This window comes from Seonamhaeicola sp. ML3, from assembly GCF_023273855.1.
Classification (GTDB): Bacteria; Bacteroidota; Bacteroidia; order Flavobacteriales; family Flavobacteriaceae; genus Seonamhaeicola.
Map to the genome: position 1 here is coordinate 2,835,045 of NZ_CP096884.1, position 22,280 is coordinate 2,857,324.

At 34.1% G+C, this 22,280-nt stretch carries 22 protein-coding genes; 13 read left to right on the forward strand and 9 right to left on the reverse strand.

Annotation, left to right across the window (positions count from 1 at the left end; genetic code table 11):
- Positions 1-66: 66 nt before the first annotated feature.
- A complete protein-coding gene (locus tag M0214_RS12225) occupies positions 67-666 on the reverse strand; it encodes an ACP phosphodiesterase (RefSeq protein WP_248722848.1) in 600 nt (199 codons plus the stop codon).
- A gap of 89 nt (positions 667-755) precedes the next feature.
- On the opposite strand from M0214_RS12225, the gene glmM reads away from it, so the two are divergent.
- A complete protein-coding gene (glmM, locus tag M0214_RS12230) occupies positions 756-2,147 on the forward strand; it encodes a phosphoglucosamine mutase (protein WP_248722849.1) in 1,392 nt (463 codons plus the stop codon).
- Positions 2,148-2,152: 5 nt separating this feature from the next.
- Here glmM and M0214_RS12235 read toward each other — a convergent pair whose 3' ends face one another.
- Positions 2,153-3,025 (reverse strand): lysophospholipid acyltransferase family protein, encoded by an 873-nt coding sequence (locus tag M0214_RS12235; protein ID WP_248722850.1) that lies wholly within the window; start codon positions 3,023-3,025, stop codon positions 2,153-2,155.
- 62 nt (positions 3,026-3,087) lie between these two features.
- On the opposite strand from M0214_RS12235, the gene M0214_RS12240 reads away from it, so the two are divergent.
- The 4 genes from M0214_RS12240 (at position 3,088) to cmk (ending at position 8,254) form a co-directional block, all read left to right on the forward strand.
- Positions 3,088-3,732 carry a rhomboid family intramembrane serine protease gene (locus tag M0214_RS12240; RefSeq protein ID WP_248722851.1) on the forward strand — a complete coding sequence of 215 codons (645 nt, stop codon included), beginning with the start codon at positions 3,088-3,090 and terminating at the stop codon, positions 3,730-3,732.
- Positions 3,733-3,894: 162 nt separating this feature from the next.
- Positions 3,895-6,345, forward strand: a complete 2,451-nt coding sequence (gene lon, locus M0214_RS12245) for an endopeptidase La (protein WP_248722852.1) — start codon at positions 3,895-3,897, stop codon at positions 6,343-6,345.
- Positions 6,346-6,471: 126 nt separating this feature from the next.
- Positions 6,472-7,491, forward strand: coding sequence for a type IX secretion system protein PorQ (gene porQ / locus M0214_RS12250; RefSeq protein WP_248722853.1), 1,020 nt, complete (start codon positions 6,472-6,474; stop codon positions 7,489-7,491).
- A 70-nt stretch (positions 7,492-7,561) separates the two neighbouring features.
- Positions 7,562-8,254 carry a (d)CMP kinase gene (cmk, locus tag M0214_RS12255; RefSeq protein ID WP_248722854.1) on the forward strand — a complete coding sequence of 231 codons (693 nt, stop codon included), beginning with the start codon at positions 7,562-7,564 and terminating at the stop codon, positions 8,252-8,254.
- Between the two features lie 109 nt (positions 8,255-8,363).
- Here the strand turns inward: cmk and M0214_RS12260 are convergent, their stop codons facing one another.
- On the reverse strand, positions 8,364-8,744 hold the full coding sequence (locus tag M0214_RS12260; protein ID WP_248722855.1) for a LysM peptidoglycan-binding domain-containing protein: 381 nt from the start codon (positions 8,742-8,744) through the stop codon (positions 8,364-8,366).
- Positions 8,745-9,077: 333 nt separating this feature from the next.
- Between M0214_RS12260 and rpsA the strand changes: the two genes are divergently transcribed.
- From rpsA to M0214_RS12300, 8 genes are all read left to right on the forward strand, one after another.
- A complete protein-coding gene (gene rpsA, locus M0214_RS12265) occupies positions 9,078-10,913 on the forward strand; it encodes a 30S ribosomal protein S1 (RefSeq protein WP_248722856.1) in 1,836 nt (611 codons plus the stop codon).
- A 170-nt stretch (positions 10,914-11,083) separates the two neighbouring features.
- Positions 11,084-11,623: a bifunctional pyr operon transcriptional regulator/uracil phosphoribosyltransferase PyrR gene (gene pyrR / locus M0214_RS12270; protein ID WP_248722857.1), complete on the forward strand. Its 540-nt coding sequence runs from the start codon at positions 11,084-11,086 to the stop codon at positions 11,621-11,623.
- A 9-nt stretch (positions 11,624-11,632) separates the two neighbouring features.
- Entirely contained in the window at positions 11,633-12,562 is a 930-nt protein-coding gene (locus M0214_RS12275; protein WP_248722858.1) for an aspartate carbamoyltransferase catalytic subunit, read from the forward strand.
- Between the two features lie 6 nt (positions 12,563-12,568).
- Complete coding sequence (locus M0214_RS12280) at positions 12,569-12,901, forward strand: ribonuclease Z (RefSeq protein ID WP_248722859.1); 333 nt, start codon at positions 12,569-12,571, stop codon at positions 12,899-12,901.
- A 4-nt stretch (positions 12,902-12,905) separates the two neighbouring features.
- Positions 12,906-13,358, forward strand: a complete 453-nt coding sequence (locus M0214_RS12285; RefSeq protein ID WP_248722860.1) for a hypothetical protein — start codon at positions 12,906-12,908, stop codon at positions 13,356-13,358.
- The gene (locus tag M0214_RS12290; RefSeq protein ID WP_248722861.1) at positions 13,355-14,260 is read left to right on the forward strand and encodes a ribonuclease Z; all 906 of its coding nucleotides are present in this window, start codon (positions 13,355-13,357) and stop codon (positions 14,258-14,260) included. The genes M0214_RS12285 and M0214_RS12290 overlap by 4 nt, the downstream gene beginning before the upstream one ends.
- A 29-nt stretch (positions 14,261-14,289) precedes the next feature.
- Positions 14,290-14,937, forward strand: coding sequence for a pyridoxamine 5'-phosphate oxidase (gene pdxH / locus M0214_RS12295; protein ID WP_248722862.1), 648 nt, complete (start codon positions 14,290-14,292; stop codon positions 14,935-14,937).
- A gap of 165 nt (positions 14,938-15,102) precedes the next feature.
- The gene (locus M0214_RS12300; RefSeq protein ID WP_248722863.1) at positions 15,103-15,597 is read left to right on the forward strand and encodes a CAP domain-containing protein; all 495 of its coding nucleotides are present in this window, start codon (positions 15,103-15,105) and stop codon (positions 15,595-15,597) included.
- Between the two features lie 231 nt (positions 15,598-15,828).
- Here M0214_RS12300 and M0214_RS12305 read toward each other — a convergent pair whose 3' ends face one another.
- From M0214_RS12305 to M0214_RS12330, 6 genes are all read right to left on the reverse strand, one after another.
- Positions 15,829-16,305: a hypothetical protein gene (locus M0214_RS12305; RefSeq protein WP_248722864.1), complete on the reverse strand. Its 477-nt coding sequence runs from the start codon at positions 16,303-16,305 to the stop codon at positions 15,829-15,831.
- A gap of 162 nt (positions 16,306-16,467) precedes the next feature.
- On the reverse strand, positions 16,468-16,701 hold the full coding sequence (locus tag M0214_RS12310) for a hypothetical protein (protein WP_248722865.1): 234 nt from the start codon (positions 16,699-16,701) through the stop codon (positions 16,468-16,470).
- Positions 16,702-16,841: 140 nt separating this feature from the next.
- Complete coding sequence (locus M0214_RS12315) at positions 16,842-17,234, reverse strand: hypothetical protein (RefSeq protein WP_248722866.1); 393 nt, start codon at positions 17,232-17,234, stop codon at positions 16,842-16,844.
- Positions 17,235-17,412: 178 nt separating this feature from the next.
- Positions 17,413-19,329 carry an OmpA family protein gene (locus M0214_RS12320; protein ID WP_248722867.1) on the reverse strand — a complete coding sequence of 639 codons (1,917 nt, stop codon included), beginning with the start codon at positions 19,327-19,329 and terminating at the stop codon, positions 17,413-17,415.
- Between the two features lie 80 nt (positions 19,330-19,409).
- On the reverse strand, positions 19,410-21,326 hold the full coding sequence (locus M0214_RS12325) for an OmpA family protein (RefSeq protein ID WP_248722868.1): 1,917 nt from the start codon (positions 21,324-21,326) through the stop codon (positions 19,410-19,412).
- A 13-nt stretch (positions 21,327-21,339) separates the two neighbouring features.
- Complete coding sequence (locus M0214_RS12330; RefSeq protein WP_248722869.1) at positions 21,340-22,269, reverse strand: type IX secretion system membrane protein PorP/SprF; 930 nt, start codon at positions 22,267-22,269, stop codon at positions 21,340-21,342.
- Positions 22,270-22,280 lie beyond the last annotated feature (11 nt).

Below are 22,280 nucleotides of genomic sequence, written 5' to 3' on the forward strand. Positions count from 1 at the left end.
AAAAGTATAAACTATTTCCTTCTAATAAAAGGGAAATATTGAAAAACTGTAAATATATTCAGTCGTTTAGCTTATCGACACTTTTAGTTCCTCAAGTTTTTCATTAGCAAAAGATATGAGTTCATCAAAAAATAACGTGAATTCATTTTCAAATTCGGTATAAAACGTCTTGAGTTCATTGATAGCTTCATTCATACTCGATTTGTTTTTCGTTCTTCTATTCATACCATCTAAAACTCGTGATATACCTTCAATAGAAGCATAGCTAAGCAGCCAATTATCTGCAATTAAATAGGGCATCATTTTTTGTACGCGTGCTGGTAATATGGTATAGTGTTCGTTAAGGGACGAGTAAAAATTTTCTACATAAACTTCTAATGGTGTGTTTGAATATTTATTCCAGTTTTTTGCCAAAAAATGATCATAAAGTATGTCTACAATAATACCAGAATAGTGACCATATTTTTCATGAAGTCGTTTTGTGCTTAGTCTTACGGTTTTGTGGGCATCAGTAAACGTATCGATGTGTCTATGAAGTAGGATGCCAATTTGAATGTTTTTAGGGTATTTTTTATAGCGGCTTCCTTTAATGCCATCGGCAATAAAATTCCCGAGGGTAACTAGGTCGTTGTCACCAGATAGATAAATGTGGGCCAAATAATTCATCGCAGAAAATTACGAATAGATTTTTAAGTTTAGTTAAAAAACATCCTAAAAAAAATATGTACGTTTGCAGAAATTAGAATTAGAAAACTATGACATTAATAAAATCAATTTCAGGAATTAGAGGAACTATTGGAGGTAAGGTAGGTAATAATTTAACACCTATTGATGCCGTTAAGTTCGCTGCTGCATACGGTGCTTGGTTGAAACAAAACAGGCCAAATAAAGAGAACTACCGCGTAGTGGTTGGTAGAGATGCTCGTATTTCTGGAAATATGATCCAAGAATTGGTTATGAATACTTTGGTTGGTCAAGGTATACATGTTATTAATGTTGGTTTATCTACAACACCAACTGTAGAAGTTGCTGTACCTATGGAACATGCCGATGGCGGTGTTATTTTAACAGCTAGCCACAACCCTAAACAATGGAACGCTTTAAAACTTTTAAATGAAAAAGGAGAGTTTTTAGATGCAGTTGAAGGTGCTAAAATTCTAGATATTGCCGAAAGTGGAGACGTGGAGTTTGCAGATGTAGACAGCTTAGGAAAAATTACAGTTAATGATGCCTATATAGACTTACATATTATCGAAGTTTTGGATTTACCTTTGGTTACTGTTAAACCTATTGAGGAGGCAGGGTTTAAGGTTGTAGTTGATGGTGTTAATTCCACTGGAGGTATTGCTATTCCTCTATTGTTAGAGCGTTTGGGTGTAGAAGTGGTTAAGCTCTATTGTGAACCAAACGGACATTTTCCACATAATCCTGAACCTTTAAAAGAACACCTTACAGACCTATCGGAAGCGGTAAAAAAGCATAATGCCGATTTTGGTATTGTAGTAGATCCAGATGTAGATAGATTGGCCTTTATGGATGAAAATGGCGAGATGTTTGGAGAAGAATACACTTTGGTAGCCTGCGCGGATTATGTTTTGAGTAGAACACCAGGCAATACAGTAAGTAATATGAGTTCTACAAGAGCATTAAGAGATGTAACCGAAAAGTACGGTGGTACCTATGAGGCGTCTGCAGTAGGTGAAGTGAATGTGGTTAAACTCATGAAAAAGAACAAAGTGGTTATTGGTGGAGAAGGTAATGGTGGTATTATTTATCCTGAATCACATTACGGACGCGATGCTCTTGTTGGTGTGGCTTTGTTTTTAAGTTTACTGGCAGAAAAGAAAATGTCGGTTAGTGCATTGCGTAAAACCTATCCAAACTACTTTATGAGTAAAAAGAAAATCCAGTTGACACCCGATTTGGATGTTGATGGTATTTTAAATGAAATTGAGAATCGTTATAACAACGAGCAGTTAACAACGATTGATGGTGTTAAAATAGATTTTGCAGAAAGTTGGGTGCACTTACGTAAAAGTAATACCGAGCCAATTATTAGGATTTATACTGAAGCTAAATCACAAGAAGAAGCCGATAATCTTGCCGATAAATTTATTGAAGAGTTAGGGAGTTTAGCGTCAAGCTAAGTGACTTATTGCTTTTTATGTTTCCAACGTTTATGCGTCCAGAAATAATATTCTGGGGCTTCGTAAATTTGTTTTTCAAGTTCAGCTAAAAACATATCGGTTAGTTCGTAATCGGGATATGCATTAGAGTTTTCCGCTAGCGTGATAATTTCAGCTTTGTAAAATCCACGTTTTACTTTATTAATTTTTAAGTATGCTGTTGAGAAATCCAATTTCTTGGCTAAGCGTTCGGCTCCGGTAAAACAAGGCGTTTCTATGCCCATAAATTTCCCCCAATACACATCTTTTGAAACCTTGGGGGATTGGTCGCTTAAAAAACCAGTGATACTTTTTGTGCCATTCAATTCAGTACTGGTTATTGTGCTTATGGTTTCTTTAGTACTTATTAAATCGGTTTTGAATTTTGTACGAATGTCTCGAACTAACTTATCGAAATATTTGTTTCTCAGTTTTTTGTACACCGCAAAACCTTTAAAATTTATGTAATGCTGCAATACAATGCCCCATTCCCAACTTGCGTAATGCCCAAATATTAAAATGATGCTCTTATTCAGGCTTTCAAGCCGCTTAAACTCTTCTGGGTTGGTAATAGCAAAGCGTTGTTTTAACGCTTTATCTGAAATAGACATTGTTTTGGCTATTTCCAAAAACATATCGCATAGATGCTTATAGAACTTTTTTCTAATAGCATTGAGTTCTGCTTCTGTTTTATCTGGGAAAACAAGCTTTAGGTTAGCGGTTACTACCTTTTTTCTGTATCCAAAAACGTGATAAAGTAAAATATATAGTCCATCAGATAGGATATAAAGCAATCTAAATGGCAATTTCGAAATACACCATAAAATCGGATAAACAATAATATATGATAGAAATTGCATGAATTAATTTTAGATTTGTAGGCGCAAATATATGCTAATTTCAATTTAAACGTTTCATGCTCATGGGGAATTTAGATCCAATTACAATCGCAATAATTGCAGCCAATGTCTTGGTTTCTTTAAAAGGGTTTAAAGATTATGGCTTCTTAGATAAGTATAAATTTCATGTAGGAGGTGTTCAACGTGGAGAACAAATACGAATGATAAGTTCTGGTTTTTTACATGTTGATATGCAGCACCTTTTGTTCAATATGATAACATTGTTCTTTTTCGCTGGTATAGTTATAGATTATTTGGGTAATGGAGGTTTTGTTTTTGTATACCTTGGAAGTCTTTTACTTGGAAATTTATTATCACTTTATTTTCATAAAAATGAATATCACTATAGTGCTGTAGGGGCTAGTGGAGCTGTAACAGGCGTATTATATTCTGCTATTTTGCTACGACCAGAAATGCAAATTATAGTTTTTGTTATTCCTATGCCGGCCTATGTTTTTGGGATAGGATACTTGTTGTATTCTATATATGGCATGAAAAAGCGTATTGGAAATATAGGCCATGATGCGCACTTTGGTGGTGCTATAGGTGGCTACTTAATTACTTTAGTTTTAGCAACGTGGATATTCGAGAGGAATTTGCTAATGGTGGGCTTGCTAGCTATTCCTATTGTATTACTTTTTGTTTTAAAGCGCACAGGTAATATTTAATCCTTTCAATTTTAACACTATGGCACAGGTATTGAACTTATTTAGCTGTAGTAATCAATTATTGTTTTTTAAACAACTATTAATCAATTGATTACGGTTTTTGTTCAATAACTAAAAAATGAGGTTAACTGATTTTAATGACAGATTGACCTAAAAACATATATGAAGAAATCTAATTTTATGACGCTTGACAGTTTGTCATTGCAGGAATTCGATGAAAATTCAGAGTTAATTCCTTTAATGACTCCAGAGGATGAGGAAGAGATGAATAATGAGGAGCTTCCTAAAACCTTACCTATTCTATCTCTTAGAAATACGGTATTGTTTCCTGGTGTTGTTATTCCCATCACGGCGGGAAGGGATAAATCCATAAAACTTATTAAAGATGCCAATAAGGGCAGTAAGGTTATTGGTGTTGTAGCTCAAAAGGATGAGTCTGTAGAAAACCCTACATCTAAAGATATCAATGAAACGGGGACTGTAGCAAGAATACTAAGAGTGCTTAAAATGCCAGATGGTAATGTTACGGTTATTATTCAAGGAAAAAAACGTTTTAAGGTCGCCGAAGTTCTTACTGAAGAGCCTTACATGAATGCTACAATTAGGGATTTACCCGAGGCAAAACCTACCGTTAATAACGATGAGTTCACAGCAATAATAGAATCCATTAAGGATTTGGCATTAGAAATCATAAAGGAAAGCCCTAATATACCTAGTGAAGCATCTTTTGCCATAAAGAATATTGAAAGCAATTCCTTTTTGGTGAATTTTGTGTCGTCAAACATGAATCTTTCAGTCGCCGAAAAGCAAAACTTACTTGAAATAAACGACCTGAAACAACGTGCTCTTGCGACGCTTAAACACATGAACGTTGAGTTTCAACGCTTGGAACTAAAGAATGATATTCAGTCTAAGGTTCAAATGGACATGAGCCAACAACAGCGCGAGTATTTCCTGCATCAGCAAATGAAAACTATCCAAGAGGAGTTAGGTGGTGTAAGCCATGATGAGGAGATAGATGAGATGAGAGCAAGAGCTAAGGATAAGCTTTGGGATGAAAAAGTGGCTAAACATTTCGATAAAGAAATAGGGAAGTTACAACGCATGAATCCGCAAGTAGCAGAATATTCCATACAGCGTAATTACTTAGAGCTATTTTTAGATTTACCATGGAATGAATTTAGTGAAGATAAATTCGATTTAAAACGTGCTAAGAGTATCCTAGACAGAGACCATTATGGTTTGGATGATGTAAAGCGTAGAATTATAGAATATTTGGCTGTACTTAAGTTGCGTAACGATATGAAGTCGCCTATTCTATGTCTATATGGGCCTCCGGGAGTTGGTAAAACATCTTTGGGTAAATCTATCGCTGAGGCTCTCGGACGAGAATATGTGAGAATATCGCTAGGTGGTTTACGAGATGAAGCAGAAATTAGAGGGCACAGAAAAACTTATATTGGTGCAATGCCTGGGCGAATCATTCAAAGTTTAAAAAAGGCCGGGACTTCTAATCCAGTATTCGTGTTAGATGAGATTGATAAGCTGTCTAATTCACATCAGGGCGACCCTTCTTCCGCTATGTTAGAAGTTTTAGATCCCGAACAAAATAGTGAGTTCTACGACAATTTCTTAGAAATGGGTTACGATCTTTCTAAAGTTATGTTTGTTGCTACTTCAAATAGTTTAGCAACCATACAGCCAGCATTATTGGACCGTATGGAGATAATAAATGTTACGGGGTATACTATTGAAGAAAAAGTAGAAATCGCCAAGCGCCATTTATTACCTAAACAATTAAAGGAGCATGGTTTAACCAGTGCAAACTTAAAAATAGGAAAGCCACAATTAGAAAAAATTGTGGAAGGTTACACTAGAGAATCTGGTGTTCGTGGTTTAGAAAAGCAAATAGCTAAAATGGTACGTTATGCAGCTAAAAATATAGCTATGGAAGAAGAATACAATGTCAAGGTTTCAAACGAAGACATTGTTGAGGTATTGGGAAGACCTAAGCTAGAACGTGATAAATACGAGAACAATCATGTGGCGGGTGTAGTTACAGGCTTAGCATGGACACGAGTTGGTGGGGATATTCTCTTTATAGAGTCTATTCTTTCTAAAGGGAAAGGCGGATTAAGTATTACGGGTAATCTTGGTAAAGTAATGCGTGAATCGGCTACAATTGCTATGGAATATATAAAATCCAATGCAGAATCGTTTGGAATAGACCCAGAGGTTTTCGATAAATACAATGTACACATTCACGTTCCTGAAGGTGCCACACCCAAGGATGGACCAAGTGCAGGAGTTACGATGTTAACGTCTTTGGTATCCTTATTTACTCAGAGAAAAGTTAAAAGGAGTCTGGCAATGACAGGAGAAATAACATTACGTGGTAAGGTGCTTCCGGTAGGTGGAATCAAAGAAAAGATATTGGCCGCTAAGCGCGCTAAAATCAAGGAAATACTGTTATGCGAGGAAAATAGGAGGGATATTGAGGAAATAAAAGCAGAGTATTTAAAAGGTCTAACTTTCCATTATGTCACAGATATGAGCGAAGTTATTGAATTGGCAGTAACAAATCAAAAAGTTAAAAAGGCTAAGAAGTTATAAAATAAAACCTCGATTTCATCGGGGTTTTTTATTGGTTCTATTTACATGTCTAAACCAGGTTTTCAAGTAAAATAAATATGACTTACTATCGTTTTAAGATAGATTTACTTTCTTTGTAACGTAAATATGCTAAGAAAAATTATCACTTTTTGTTGCGTTTGTTTTAGTGCCTCAATTTATGCTCAAATTGGAGGGGAAAACACGTATCAATTTCTCAGTTTAATTGCTTCTCCTCGACAAGCAGCATTAGGTGGTAAAGTTTTAACTAATGTAGATTACGATGTTACTCAAGGGTTGTTCAATCCGGCCACAATCAATGTTGAAATGGATAATCAACTGGCATTGAATTATGTAAATTATCTTGGAGATATTGGGTACGGTACTGCAGCTTACGCTTACACTATAGACAGGCGCACCCAAACATTTCATGTTGGTGCCACTTACATTAACTACGGTTCTTTTGATGGTTATGACGAACAGGGCAACCCCACTGGTACTTTTTCTGGAGGTGAATCTGCGTTGTCTGTCGGTTACTCTAGGCAAATAGGCTATTCGGATTTTTATTTAGGGGGAAATGTGAAATTTATCAGTTCCAAATTAGAACAATATACCTCTATTGGTGCCGCTGTTGATGTCGGGTTGATATATATTAACGAATACCTAGATTTCAATGCGGCTTTGGTCGTTAGGAATTTTGGGACTCAAATAACGACCTACGCAGGATTGCAGGAAACTTTACCATTCGAAGTTAGTCTTGGGTTATCCCAAAGGCTGGAGCATGTGCCCATTCGTTGGCATGTTACCTTCGAAAACTTACAAGAATGGCCAATATCAAGACCTAATCCGGCAAGAGTTACTAGTGACTTGAGTGGTAATCAGTTTAGTGAAAACATTGGTTTCTTTGGGCAATTAATCAGGCATACAATAGTAGGGGCAGAAATATTTCCAGAAGGAGGATTCAACATCAGGCTCGGTTATAACTTTAGAAGGGGTGAGGAACTCAGGATAGTTGACCAAAGAAACTTCTCTGGTTTATCGGCTGGAATTTCCATTAAAATGAATAAAATGCGTTTTAGTTACACGCATGCTAAATACACCAGTGCAGCAAACTCCAATTTCTTTGGGTTGCAAATTGATTTGAATTAACTACAGATTCTCTTACAAAAAAAGAAATATTGATAAAATTCGGGTATTTTTGGGTCATTAAAATTAATAGATGAATAAGATTACTATTGCCATAGATGGCTTTTCCTCAACAGGAAAAAGTACAATTGCAAAACAATTGGCTAATTATTTAGGTTATGTTTATGTCGATTCTGGGGCTATGTACAGGGCGGTAACTTTATATGCCATGAGGGAAGATTTCATTAATGATAATTCTTTTAATGTAGAAGGTCTAGTTTCACGTTTGGAAGAAGTAGCTATTAGTTTTTTGTTTAATGAAACCTTAGGGTTTGCAGAGGTATATTTAAATGGTGAAAATGTAGAGGCATCTATTAGAACCTTAGAAGTCTCCAGCTTTGTTAGTAAGGTGGCTGCGGTTACAGAAGTAAGGAAAAAATTAGTATCTATTCAAAAACAATTAGGTAAGGACAAAGGTGTTGTTATGGATGGAAGAGATATTGGAACGGTAGTTTTTCCAGATGCCGAACTTAAATTGTTTATGACGGCTTCTGCACAAACTAGAGCAGAACGTCGATATTTAGAACTTTTAGAGCGCGGAGATAAAGTTGTTTATGAAAATGTACTTAAAAATGTTCAAGAGCGAGATTATTTAGACTCTACGCGTAAAGATTCCCCATTGGTTAAGGCAGAGGACGCCATAGAGATAGATAATTCACACTTATCGCTTAAAGAACAGTTTGATAAAGTATTGAACATTGTAAACAAAGTTTTGGAAGATAAGTAAGGCTTTCTCAAAATTAATATTAGGCTAAAAACAAAGAACCTTTCGATTTAACGAAAGGTTCTTTGTTTTAAAGCAATTACCGCTTTAGATCTATATATAAAACTATCATTTATAGATTTGGAATAATTAATTCTTGATCTGGATGAATTAAGTCTGGGTTTTTAAGTATGTCGGTATTCGCTTCGAAAATTTCCTTGTACTTCATAGCATTTCCATAATATTGTTTAGCAATTTTGCCCAGTGTTTCACCGCTTTGTACAACGTGTCTATGGTAAACACTTTCATCTGCGATTTTAATATCCGCCATGATATCAGAAGGATTTTCTCCTCCAATTTCTTTTATTTTATCCCAAATTAAGTTCTTTTCATAAGGAGTGTTTGCTGTTCCAAAAACTTTTAATTTGTCTCCGTCTACTTGTACATCTCCGTTTTGTACATTCAAAGATTCACCTAAATCTAGTACTGCTTGATATTTTTCTCTTACTGCCATGTTTGTTAAATATTTATTTGTTATTAATTCACAATATAATGAATTTCCCTACTAGAAAAACATTAATTGATTTTTAAGTTTCTGTTAAATTAGACACAGGAAATAAAATTTGGTCACTATAAATATTATAAGTTCATTTTTAGGTAATTAGCTAAATAATAATTATTTTTGCGCTCCTTTTAGCGAATTTAGGAAAGATAAAAGGGCCGAAACAATAATAAAATTAACACTTCTGCGTGTTATTTGCTTAATTCTTTCCAAATCATGCAGAATACAAATCACAATGCAATAGGATTTTAAAATAAGATAAAATCGAGCATTGTTACTTATTAAATGGCTGAAAAAGCAAAAAATGCTGAGGTTGAAGTAAATGACACACCAGCAGTAGAAGAAGCTCCAGTAGTATCTGAAGCTCAAGCAAATCCAGAAAAATTCTTAGAAGAGTTCAATTGGCACAATTACCAAGAAGGTATTGATGAGGTTGACAGTAAGCAACTTGAAGAATTTGAGAAATTAGTAGCAGAAAACTTCGTAGACACCTTAGACGATGAAGTTGTAGATGGTACAGTAATTCACATTACAGATAGAGATGCAATCATCGATATCAATGCCAAATCTGAAGGGGTAATTTCTCTTAATGAATTTCGTTACAATCCAAACTTAGCGGTTGGAGATAAAGTAGAAGTATTAATTGACGTACGTGAAGATGCAACTGGTCAATTAGTATTATCTCACAGAAAAGCAAGAGTAATTAAAGCTTGGGACCGCGTAAATGCTGCCCACGATTCTGGTGAAATTGTAAACGGTTTTGTTAAGTGCAGAACTAAAGGTGGTATGATTGTAGATGTTTTTGGAATTGAAGCATTCTTACCAGGTTCTCAAATTGATGTTAAACCAATTAGAGATTACGATCAGTATGTAAATAAAACTATGGAGTTCAAGGTTGTGAAAATCAATCACGAATTTAAGAACGTAGTTGTGTCGCATAAAGCACTTATCGAGGCTGATATTGAAGAGCAAAAGAAAGAAATTATTGGTCAATTAGAAAAAGGTCAAGTATTAGAAGGTATTGTTAAGAATATCACATCTTACGGTGTATTTATCGACCTTGGTGGTGTAGATGGATTAGTTCATATTACAGACCTTTCTTGGTCTAGAATTAACCACCCTAACGAGATTGTTGAATTAGACCAAAAATTAAATGTTGTAATCCTTGATTTTGATGAAAACAAATCAAGAATCCAATTAGGATTAAAACAATTAAGCAAACACCCATGGGAAGCACTTGCAGAAGAGGTTAAAGTAGGTGATAAAGTTAAAGGTAAAGTAGTTGTAATCGCAGATTACGGTGCATTTATTGAAGTTGCTGATGGTGTTGAAGGATTGATTCACGTATCTGAAATGTCTTGGTCTACACATTTACGTTCTGCTCAAGATTTTGTTGCTGTTGGTGACGAAGTTGAAGCTGTTATCTTAACTCTTGATAGAGAAGAGCGTAAAATGTCTTTAGGTATTAAGCAATTAACTCCAGACCCATGGACTGACATTACTTCTAAATACCCATTAGGATCTAAGCACTCTGGTATTGTACGTAACTTCACAAACTTTGGTGTATTTGTTGAATTAGAAGAAGGTATCGACGGATTGATTTACATCTCTGATTTATCTTGGACTAAGAAAATCAAACACCCAAGCGAGTTCTGTGCTGTAGGTGATAAATTAGAGGTTCTTGTTTTAGAACTTGATGTTGAAGGACGTAAATTAAGTTTAGGTCACAAACAAACAACCGAAAATCCTTGGGATAAATACGAAACTGAATTTGCTTTAGATTCTACGCATTCTGGAGCTATTGAAGAAGTTGTAGACAAAGGCGCAACGGTTAAGTTTAATGAGGATATCGTAGCATTCATTCCATCAAGACACATGGAGAAAGAAGATGGTTCTAAGTTGAAGAAAGGTGAAGCTGCCGATTTCAAAATCATTGAATTTAATAAAGAGTTTAAACGTGTTGTAGCATCTCACACAGCTATATTTAAAGCTGAAGAAGCTAAAAACGTAAAAGCTGCTGCTAAGAAAGCTGCCGCTGCTGCAGCAGAAGCTAAGCCTACTTTAGGTGACGCTAATGATGCATTACAAGCTCTTAAAGATAAGTTAGACGGGAAGAAATAATCAAATTTCTTTTGTCATTCCTGCGTAGGCAGGAATCCATAAAATTAAAAGCCTTCAGGAAACTGAAGGCTTTTTTGTTGTATATACTTATTGCTTATAACTAGTGGTTTTATATTTTAACTTCTAAATTTTTACATTACCTTTGTACTCCAAAGACGTTTGGATTTTATATGAGTCAAAAAGTTTTACTTAACACAAAAGAGGTAAACATCATTCTTCACCGATTGGCTTGTCAACTTATTGAAAAACATAACGATTTCTCAAATACAGTGCTTATTGGTCTTCAACCTAGAGGTGTTTTTTTAGCAGAAAGAATCCTTAAAATCCTTAAAGAGGATTACAAGGTTAAAGATGTTAAATTTGGGCATCTGGATATCACGTTTTACAGAGATGATTTTAGAAGAGGTGATAAAACCTTAAAGGCCAATGCTACTGAAATAGAATTTCTCGTTGAAGATAAGAATATAGTATTTATAGATGATGTGTTATATACCGGACGAAGCATAAGAGCAGCTTTAACAGCTATTCAATCTTTCGGAAGACCAAACGAAATAGAGTTGTTAGCCCTTATAGACAGACGTTTTAGTAGGCATTTGCCAATTCAGCCAGACTACCGTGGAAGACAAGTCGACGCCATAAACAATGAAAAAGTAATTGTGCACTGGTTGGAAAACGAAGGCGAAGATGTGGTTTATTTGATTGAAAAATAATAGAATAATATGAGTGAATTAAGTGTTAATCACTTATTGGGAATAAAATATCTAAACAAAAAGGATATTCAATTAATTTTTGAAACGGCCGATCATTTTAAAGAAGTCATTAATAGGCCCATCAAAAAAGTGCCATCACTTAGAGATATTACTATCGCTAATCTCTTCTTCGAAAACTCTACAAGAACAAAATTATCTTTCGAGTTGGCAGAGAAACGTTTATCTGCAGATGTAATAAATTTTTCTTCCGGACAGTCGTCTGTTAAAAAAGGAGAAACGCTAATAGATACAGTAAATAATATCTTATCTATGAAAGTAGATATGGTAGTGATGCGACATCCAAATCCCGGAGCAGGTATCTTTTTATCCAAGCATGTTAATGCCAGTATAGTAAATGCTGGAGATGGAGCCCACGAACATCCTACCCAAGCACTACTGGACTCTTATTCCATTAGAGAAAAGCTTGGTGATGTAGAAGGTAAGAAAGTTGTAATAGTGGGAGATATTTTACACAGTAGAGTGGCACTTTCAAATATTTTCGCCTTACAGTTACAAGGCGCAGAAGTTATGGTTTGTGGCCCAAAAACATTACTGCCAAAGTATATTGACAAACTAGGCGTAAAAGTTGAGACAAACTTGAGAAAGGCACTAAATTGGTGTGATGTAGCCAATATGTTACGGGTTCAAAATGAACGTATGGATATTAGTTATTTCCCTTCAACCAGAGAATATACACAGCAGTTTGGCGTAAATAAAGCATTATTGGATTCTCTTGACAGAGATATCACCATCATGCATCCAGGACCAATTAATAGAGGCGTAGAGATAACGAGTGATGTAGCAGATTCATCTCAGTCTATCATATTAAACCAGGTAGAAAATGGGGTAGCTATTAGAATGGCAGTTATTTACTTACTGGCCTCTAAAATTAAGCAATAGGATATTATGATTATAGATCAAAACGGAAATACGACTATTGTAACTCAAGAGAAAGCAAACACAATAGAATTGGTTAAAAAGCTACAAGCTCTATATCCTAAGTTTCAAAACAACAACGTAATTGTAAATTTAACTACTTTAACTAAGATTCCTCTTGAAGAACTCATAGCGTTTTTAGAAATATCGAATAATCATCGAGCCGCTAAACACTCTTTTGTTATTGTTACCAACAAGGTTGATTTTGATGAGATACCCGATGAAATAGTTGTTGTACCAACACTTCAAGAAGCTTACGATATTATTGAAATGGAGGAGATGGAACGCGACTTAGGATTTTAATTATATGAGGCTTAAAGATGTCATTTTACATGAAGAAGATTTAGTTCATCCTTTGATATCGTATGCCCTATACTTAATTTTTTCCCTTTCAGTTTCCATTTTATCCGAATTCATTTTTAATTTAGAGACAGAAATACATAACATGGGTATATGCTCTTTTGTACTGTCTGGACTTCTTTTTTCACTTTTTAAGATAAGAAGAAGAGTCTCCATTAGTGATGGTGTTATAAAAAAGGGTATTTATACAGACTTTATTGGTTATTTTTCAAAAAAGGAATGTTTAAAAATTTCTAGAATAAAAAATCTTGAGATTAATCAGAACAAGGACAAATTTTTTAATATTGAAGTGTTCTCAAATCAAGGAACTAAAATGATAATTAGATCAATTCCTAATAGAATTCCAGCCGAGAGCGAACTAGAAAAAATAAGAAAGACCATTAACTCTAATAGATATTGAAGTTAACTATTTTAGGCTGTTACAGTGCCACTCCAAGAATTTTAACCAATCCTACTTCGCAAGTCCTTGAGGTAAAAGGACACATGTTTTTAATAGACTGTGGCGAGGGAACTCAGGTGCAATTACGAAAACATAAAATAAAGTTCAATAGAATCAAACATGTTTTTATTTCTCATTTGCATGGTGATCACTTTTTTGGTTTGGTGGGTTTAGTATCAACGTTTAGGTTGCTTGGTAGAGAGGCAGATTTACATATCTATGGTCCAAAAGGTATTAAAGAGGTGGTTACGCTTCAAATGAAATTGGCCGATTCTTGGACCAATTATAATCTGATTTTCCACGAATTGACCTCAAAAGAATCGCAACTAATTTTTGAGGACGAAAAGGTAGAGGTACATACAATACCATTAAATCATAGAGTATATACCAATGGCTTTCTGTTTAAAGAAAAAGAAGGTGAGCGTAAGTTAGATATAAATGCGGTAGAAGAGGCAAATATAGATGTGTCGTACTATCGTAAACTCAAACAAGGATTCGATGTTGTTAACGAAAACGGCGAAACCATAAAAAATGATACCGTTACAAAGCCGGCAGCTAAGCCAAAGCGCTATGCGTTTTGTAGCGATACCATGTACAAGGAAGATATTATCCCGATAATTGAGTCTGCCGATGTGCTATACCATGAATCTACGTTTTTAGAGACTCAAGCCCACCTAGCTCCCAAGACAAAACATTCTACGGCTAAGGAGGCGGCAACTATAGCAAAAAAAGCTAAGGTGGGTACGTTGTTACTTGGTCATTATTCAACGCGATATAAAGATATAAACGATTTTAAAATTGAAGCTAAAACCGTTTTTGATACTGTTGAACTTGCAGAAGATGGCAAAGTATTCGATTTTTGATACGTTTAAAACCTCATAACTAACAACTGATGGAAAATGATTTAAGTGATTACAGAAGGTCTTACGAAAAGAATGAACTTCTTTTAAAGGATGTTCCTGAAAACCCTTTGGAACTGTTTCAAAAGTGGTTTTATGAAGTTGATAAGTTTTTTCCACAGGATGAAAACAATGCCATGACCGTTTCTACAATAGGTCTTGATGGATATCCTAAGAGCAGGGTAGTGCTTCTTAAAAAATATACGCATGAGGGATTCATATTTTACACAAACTATTCCAGTGAAAAGGGTAAAGCGATAGCCCACAACCCAAATGTATGTCTGTCGTTTTTTTGGCACCAAGCAGAAAGGCAGGTAATAATAAAGGGGAGTGCCGAAAAAATAGCAGAAAATTTAAGCGATGGCTATTTCGAGTCTAGACCAAGGGGCAGTCAATTAGGTGCTTTGGTATCTAATCAGAGCGAAGTTATTGAAAATAGAGAATCTCTAGAGGCTAAACTTACCGCATTAGAAGAAAAGTATAAGGGGATAGAAATTCCAAGACCCGACCACTGGGGCGGCTATTTGGTTAGACCAGTTGAAATTGAATTTTGGCAAGGACGCCCAAACAGACTCCATGATAGAGTTCGCTATAAACTTCAATCAGATTACAATTGGGCCATTGATCGTTTATCTCCTTAAAAATTCTGATTAAATACATTTTTAGCTTCAAAAATTATCACTTAATCGATTAAAAATGTTTTTTATCGAAACACTAAGTGTCGTTTATCGATTTTAATACCGAATACATTGTAACAACATTTCTTGTTAATAGCTTTATAGGACCAAACCTAAATTTACCTACTTATGAAGTTATTAAAGATGTTGTCTTTATTGACAATACTAACCGTATTCAGCTTTTCATGTTCCTCTGAGACTTACGATGAAAAAGTGGAAACATTAGAATTAGAGCTTACCACACCCCAAACCAAGACCATTGAAATTGAGATTTTAGAAGAAATTAATAATCACCGCCTGTCTCTTGGATTAGAGCCATTAGGTGATATGAAAATTGTTAAATCCGTAGCGTTTAGCCATACAGACTATATGTTGGAAATTGGAGAAGTATCTCATGATAATTTCTTTACACGAAGCAGTTTTTTAAAAGAAAATGCTGGTGCTAAAAGAGTTTCAGAAAATGTAGCTTACGGATATAGCTCTGCAAGAACCGTTGTAAATGCATGGTTAAAGAGCGATGCTCATAGAGCAAATATAGAAGGAGACTTTTCGTATTGTGATGTATCTGCCGAGAAAAACGAAAAAGGCAGATGGTATTTTACCAATATATTTATTAAAAAATAAAGTTGCTCAGTAAATAAGCAACTCATAAAATAATCGTATTTAATTAACTGATTGGTAGCAATGTTGTGCTTTAGAGGTATTGTACGCATGATCAAAAAATTAAATAGGTTATATTAATAACTTTTGTTATTAAATTTAGCTTTAGGTATAAAACCCTTTCGTTTACGAAAGGGTTTTTGTATTCTCAGATGAATTATTTATTGATGAAGTTTTATTTAAAAAGTATTTTTTTTAATCATAATCCTTATTCGATTCAGTAGCCAAAATATATATTAAAATATAATATAAAAAATCTGTGTAGTCATCTCTTATTAATAGCTTGTAGTTCAAACTAAATCCAAACTTTCTATTATTTAATTTTCCAATTTCAATACCATTACAAAAAATTTTTAAGTAAGGGTTTGTAAAAAAATTTGTTGCACTATAGCTGAATTTAATAATGTCTCCATTGTCTAATTCAATGTATCCTTTTGTGGCGGATTGATTAATACTTTTTATGTCTAGTGTTTGACTAAAAATTTCAAATTTGTTTTTGAATAGTCGATTAATATGTTTTATTGAAGTGATTAGTGTTTTTTTTCCGTTATATATATTAATAAAATCCGACTCAGGCCAATTTTTGCTAACATTGGAAAATAATACTACATCATTTTCAGAATAGACTTTTAATCCACTGTTAAACCCCCCGTAAATTTTTAATTGTATCAAATTTAATGTTTGTTTAGATTAATTATGATTGAGAGGCTTGAGATTTCATAGCCTTTTACCGATTTAAAATATGACTATAATTAGCTGATTTCCTTAGATTCTTATATAAGTTTGCAACTGATTGGAATTTATTTGAGAAATTTAAAAGTAGAAAATCCCAACTCATTTTATAAGATTAATTTCTAAATCAATATGTTCCTTCTTATTCCAATTTGTGAAGCAGTCACGAAATTGCATATGGCAGTTCTCGTCTTCATTTATATGACTTTCCACTAGTTTAAAAAAGGAACACAAATTCAAAATGTCATCTTTAGTTCCATAAATAATTCCATGTTTTCCCTCTATTGCAAAAGCTCCATCTTCATCAGAATATGTTTTTGATAGGTAAATCTTCATTTTTATATCTCGCTTAAGTGATTTATGACAATTGGAATATAATTAAACTGTTTTCAAATTCCGAAGGAATTTTCCAAATAAGTACTTGCAAAAACAACTAATTTTGATAAAACTATAACAAGCAATTTTTATATACTTTGTTATGATTTAGTGTTTTTGTTTTCTATGACCGCTTTAAGTTTTTTGTAATTTTTATCTATGTAATAAAATTCAGGTAAGCTAATTTTGGTCATTTTTCCGTTTGAGTTATATTTTATTTCTCCATTTTCTAAAGATGCAATATCTCTGATTTTAATAGGGTCTGACAACTTGTCGAGATACAGAAAATCTTGGTCAAATGAAAGTTCTGTTGGTTTAGGAACTCGCTTTTTTAAAACATAAACTCCAAAAATCAAAAATAATGAACAGAAAATTATTGATTCGATTTCTTTTGTTATTAAACTGAAAATCAAAAATCCAATTCCACCTATTAAAATAATTCGAGCTACCAAATATTGAAAAAAATAAAATGTAGAGTTAATCTTTTTTTTCATGATTAAATTAAAAAAATAGAATTTGAGCTCGTATTGAGCATTAAACACAAGAAATCGATAAATACACCTATTACTTCATATTTTTAAATTTAAAAAAATCGTACAAAAAAACCATCAAAAGAAAATCTCTTGATGGCTTTTATTAAATGGATTCTTGCTTTCGCAGGAATGACAAGTTTTATTTCATCTTCACAACAATAAATTGTGTTCTTCTGTTTAATTGGTGTTTATCTTCGGTACAGTTGGAACCATCTCCACAGTCGTTAGCTAATTTTTGTTCACCATAGCCTTGATAATCTGTAATTCTAGAAGCATCTACACCATTATTAACTAAATACTCGAAAGTAGCTTTGGCTCTTTCTTGAGATAACATGTTATTGTAGCTTTCTGTACCTCTGGAGTCTGTATGAGATTCTATTCTTATAACCATATTGGGGTAAACATTGGTCATAAGGTTTACAATCCTATCTAACTCAACAGTGCCGTCTCTTCTAATATTGTACTTGTTAAAGTCAAAATAAATAGGGTAGAGCTCTTCTATTGGGATATCTTCTGGTGCTGGCTGCAGCGCAATATTGTTAGTTAACTTGGTAATGCTATTTTTTATACCTTTTGAAGTAATGTTTTGTACGTTATCTATATACTCTTCTTTTTTAGTATCAAGAATATAGTCTGCATCTCTATCTATGTTTATCTCATAATACCCATCTTCATCAGAAATTAAGTCAGCAATTTTGTTTCCTTCGCTATCTTTTAAGGTAACGAGAGCGTTAGGAACTTGGCTATTATCATTGGCATTGGTTATGGTGCCTTCAATAACAAGTTGAGGAATTCTATCGTAAGCATAGATATCGTCACCGCCAACTCCACCATCTCTATTAGACGCAAAGAAACCAGATAAACCATCTTCGTTCATAAAGAACGAAAAATCATCTTTATTGGAATTAACCGGTGTGCCTAAGTTTACAACATTTGTAATGGTATTATTTTTATCTGAAGCTGTTCCAAAAATATCTAGCATACCTAAACCGGAATGCCCATCGGAAGAAAAGAATAGGGTTCCCTCGCTATTTACAAAAGGGAAGCTTTCATTCTTATCGGTATTTACAACATCTCCTAAGTTTTGAGGTGTTCCAAAAGTGCCATCATCGTTTATTTCTACAACGTAAATATCTGAACCTCCGTAGCCACCAGGCATATTGGAAGTAAAATACAGCTTGGTCTCATCTGGACTTAAAGCAGGATGCCCTGTTGAATAGTTATCGCTATTAAAAGCTAACTCTTCAATGTTAGTCCATTCACCTGTTACCAGAGAAGCTCTGTATATTTTAAGATTGGATACACCATTAGCGTCTTTTCCAAGGATATTTTCATTAAAATTATTTCTTGAAAAGTACATTGTATTTCCTTCTTTGGAGATACTTAGTGGTCCTTCGTGATAAATGGAGTTAACATCACCTTTTACTCTAGATTTGTGGTCAACAATACTGTCAGTTCTACTTTGAGTTTTGTAAAGGTCTAAAAAAGGTTCTTCATTCCACCCGTAAATGTGTTTAGTTGATACCCCTGTGGTTCTAGAAGACGCAAAATATATGTCACCATAATGTTCGTAGGCCCCAAAATCTGCGTATTCCGAATTAAAGTTTACATCGGTTAAAAAGTATTGTTGCTTAGCATTGAATATAGAACTAATAAAATCGTTGTCCTTAGTGAATTTGTTCTCATCAATCTTACCTCCGGCATTTTTAAACTTTTTTAACCAAATACGAGATTCTTTGTAGTCTTTAATTCCTCTTAAAGCCTGGGCATAATTATAATAATATTCTATAGGGATATTTTCTTGGGCAACTGCCTTTTTGTAATATACAACGGCACTATCAGGATTACGCATTAATGCATAACTGTCTGCCAATTGCCTTGTTGCATAATCTGCATTGTAATTTTTATCTAAAAGTTCGTGATAAACTTCTGCAGCACTAACAAACGCAAATTTATTGAACAAATTATCAGCTCTTTTCTGAGAGCCATATTGTCCAAAGGCCATAAAGCCCAATAAAAAACAAGTAGTAGCTATTATGTAATTTTTTAATTTCATGGGGTCTTTTTTAAATTAAAAATCTACTGGTTAAAGTTCAATTATGTTTCAAAAGCAATCAGCTCTTGGTTACATGAGATTTATTCCATTTTTACAACAATAAATTGTGTACGACGGTTTAATTGATGTTCTTCTTCTTCACAATTCTGTCCATCTTCACAACCATTTGTTAATCTGCGTTCACCAAAACCTTCATGGGCAGTGATTCTGGCAGGGTCTATTCCATTATTAATCAAGTATTCGTATGTAGAATTGGCTCGATCTATAGATAATTTATCATTATATGTTAATGCTCCTCTAGAATCTGTATGGGACTCAATTCTAATCACCATTTCGGGATAATCGTTTGTCATTAAATCAACAATTTTATCTAATTCCTCGGCTGCATCTTTACGAATATTATGACTATCGAAATCAAAATAAATGGTATTAAGTTCAGCTAATTTTACAACATCCTGAACCGGATTCAACAGAAGATTAGCATCAATAGTAACAAGTTCAGTTTGAATGTTCTTAGAAGTAAAGTTTCTATAGTCTTCAATGTACTTGTCTTGATTGGCAACTATCTTGTAGTCTTGATTTCTATCTATGTTTATTTGGTAAAACCCATTCTCATCAGTCTCCATATAGGCAATTTGATTGCCTTTATCGTCGAATAACGTAATTTTAGCTCCTGCAATAGGATTCATGTTTATAGCATCAGAAACAACACCTTCTACATGTAGTGTTGGTTCTCGATGATACGCGTAAATGTCATCAGATCCTCGACCTCCTGTTCTGTTAGAAGCGAAATATCCTGTAATACCATTAGGACTCATCGTAAATGAGAAATCATCTTTATTTGAGTTAATAGGTACACCTAAGTTCACTACGTCTACATAATCGCCTTCTTCATTCTTTATGGTAGCAAAAATGTCTAGTAAACCCAGACCTGTATGACCATCAGAAGAGAAGAAGAGTACATCTTCTTGATTTATGTATGGAAATCCTTCTGCACTTTCTGTGTTTATTATATTTCCAATGTTTTTTGGTTCACCTAGTGTGCCATCAGATTTAATATCTACGACGTATATGTCTGAACCGCCATATCCACCAGGTCTATCTGATGAAAAGTAAAGTTTGGAATCATCGTTATTTAAAGCCGCATGTTGTGTAGAAAACAAATCACTATTTATTGATAAGTCTTCTATATCTGTCCAGATGCTGTCTTTATATGTTGCCCGGTAAATTTTCATGTTGGTCATGCCTTTACGGTCTTTTTTCTCAATCTTATCCGTAAAGTTGTTACTTGAAAAATACATGTGTTTACCATCTTTGGTGATAGTAACTGGGCCGTCATGGTAAATAGAATTTACATCTCCTTTTAATTTAAAAGTGTGATCCACCTTTTTTCTTGAACCAACATCGGTAACATAAACATCCAGAAAAGGTTGTTCATTCCAGCCATACAGTCGTTTTATGGATACGCCCTCATCTCTCGATGAAGCAAAATATACCTTACCATCATGTTCGAATGCTCCAAAATCGCTGTATTTTGAATTAAATCTTACACGATCTAGAAAGTACTGTTTTTTTGCATTGAAAATACTTGTTATAAAATTGATGTCTTTAGAAAAGTCATTCGCATTTACAACACCACCTGAATCTTTAAATCGCTGTAGCCAAATATTAGATTCTTTATATTTTTTTATACCTCGTAATGCTTGCGCGTAACTATAGTAGTAATTAATAGGAACATTATCCTGTTTTACTACGCTTTTGTAATACCGTGCAGCGTTTTTAGGATCCCTTAGATAAGCGTAACAATCGGCTAATCTTCGAGTGGCATAATCCTTATTGTAATTTTTTTGAATAAGTTCCCTGTATACTTCTGCAGCTTTAACAAACGAAAATTTATTAAAGAGCGTATCGGCTCTTCTTTGTTTGCCTTGCTGGGCATACGAAAAGGTACTTAGGGTTAGGGCGATACAAACTAATATGTAATGTTTTAATCTCATACAAAGATTTGGATTAGAAATATCTTGGTGATTTTAATTTAGAACTTAAGAATTTGAATTCGTATATCAACAGAACTTCATGGGTTCCAGAGGTATAAGAAGCAATATCAGATAAAGGTTTTTCATAAGCATATCCAATTCTTAATTGTCTTGAAATTTGAAAGTCACTATATACACCATATGCCTCAGTAAATCTGTTAATTCGGAAAGTACCACCAATCCAGATTTTATCATTAATTAATACGCTAGATGCTAGGTCTATAGAAATTGGAGCACCATTGGTTGCTTTTATAAGGCCGGATGGTTTATATTTTAGATTATCATTTATGAAAAATACTCCTCCTAATGTGAAATAATAACTTATTCTTTCTAAAGCTTCAAACTCATCAGACCTATTACTGAAGTCGTTATTAAGAATTCTAGGTGCAGATAAACCTGCATAAATTCTATCGGTACTCCAATATACACCAGCACCAATGTTTGGGGTCCATCTGTCCTCAATACCAAAAATCAATGGGTCATTTATGTTATTTTGGTCGAGTCTAAAATCTGTATCGAAACTAAATTGGGTAAATCCTCCTTTGATACCAAATGCTAATTTACCGTTGCTTCCTGTAGGAATGGCATATGAGAAATCGGCATACAAGTAAGTAAAGTTTTGAGGACCCAAATCATCTTCAATGAACGATAACCCTAGGCCTATCCTATCATTTCTAAGTGGTGTATGAATCGATAACGTTTGTGTAATTGGACCGCCTCTAAAACCAACCCATTGGCTTCTATGTAATCCATTAATACTTAACGCTTCCCTGCTACCAGCATAAGCTGGGTTTATGGAAATAGTATTGTACATGTATTGTGTGAACTGGGGAAGCTGCTGAGCAATTCCCGAGGCACAACAAGTCAGTGCAATAGCGATTAAAAAATGTTTTATACGTTTCATAGGTTAAGGTT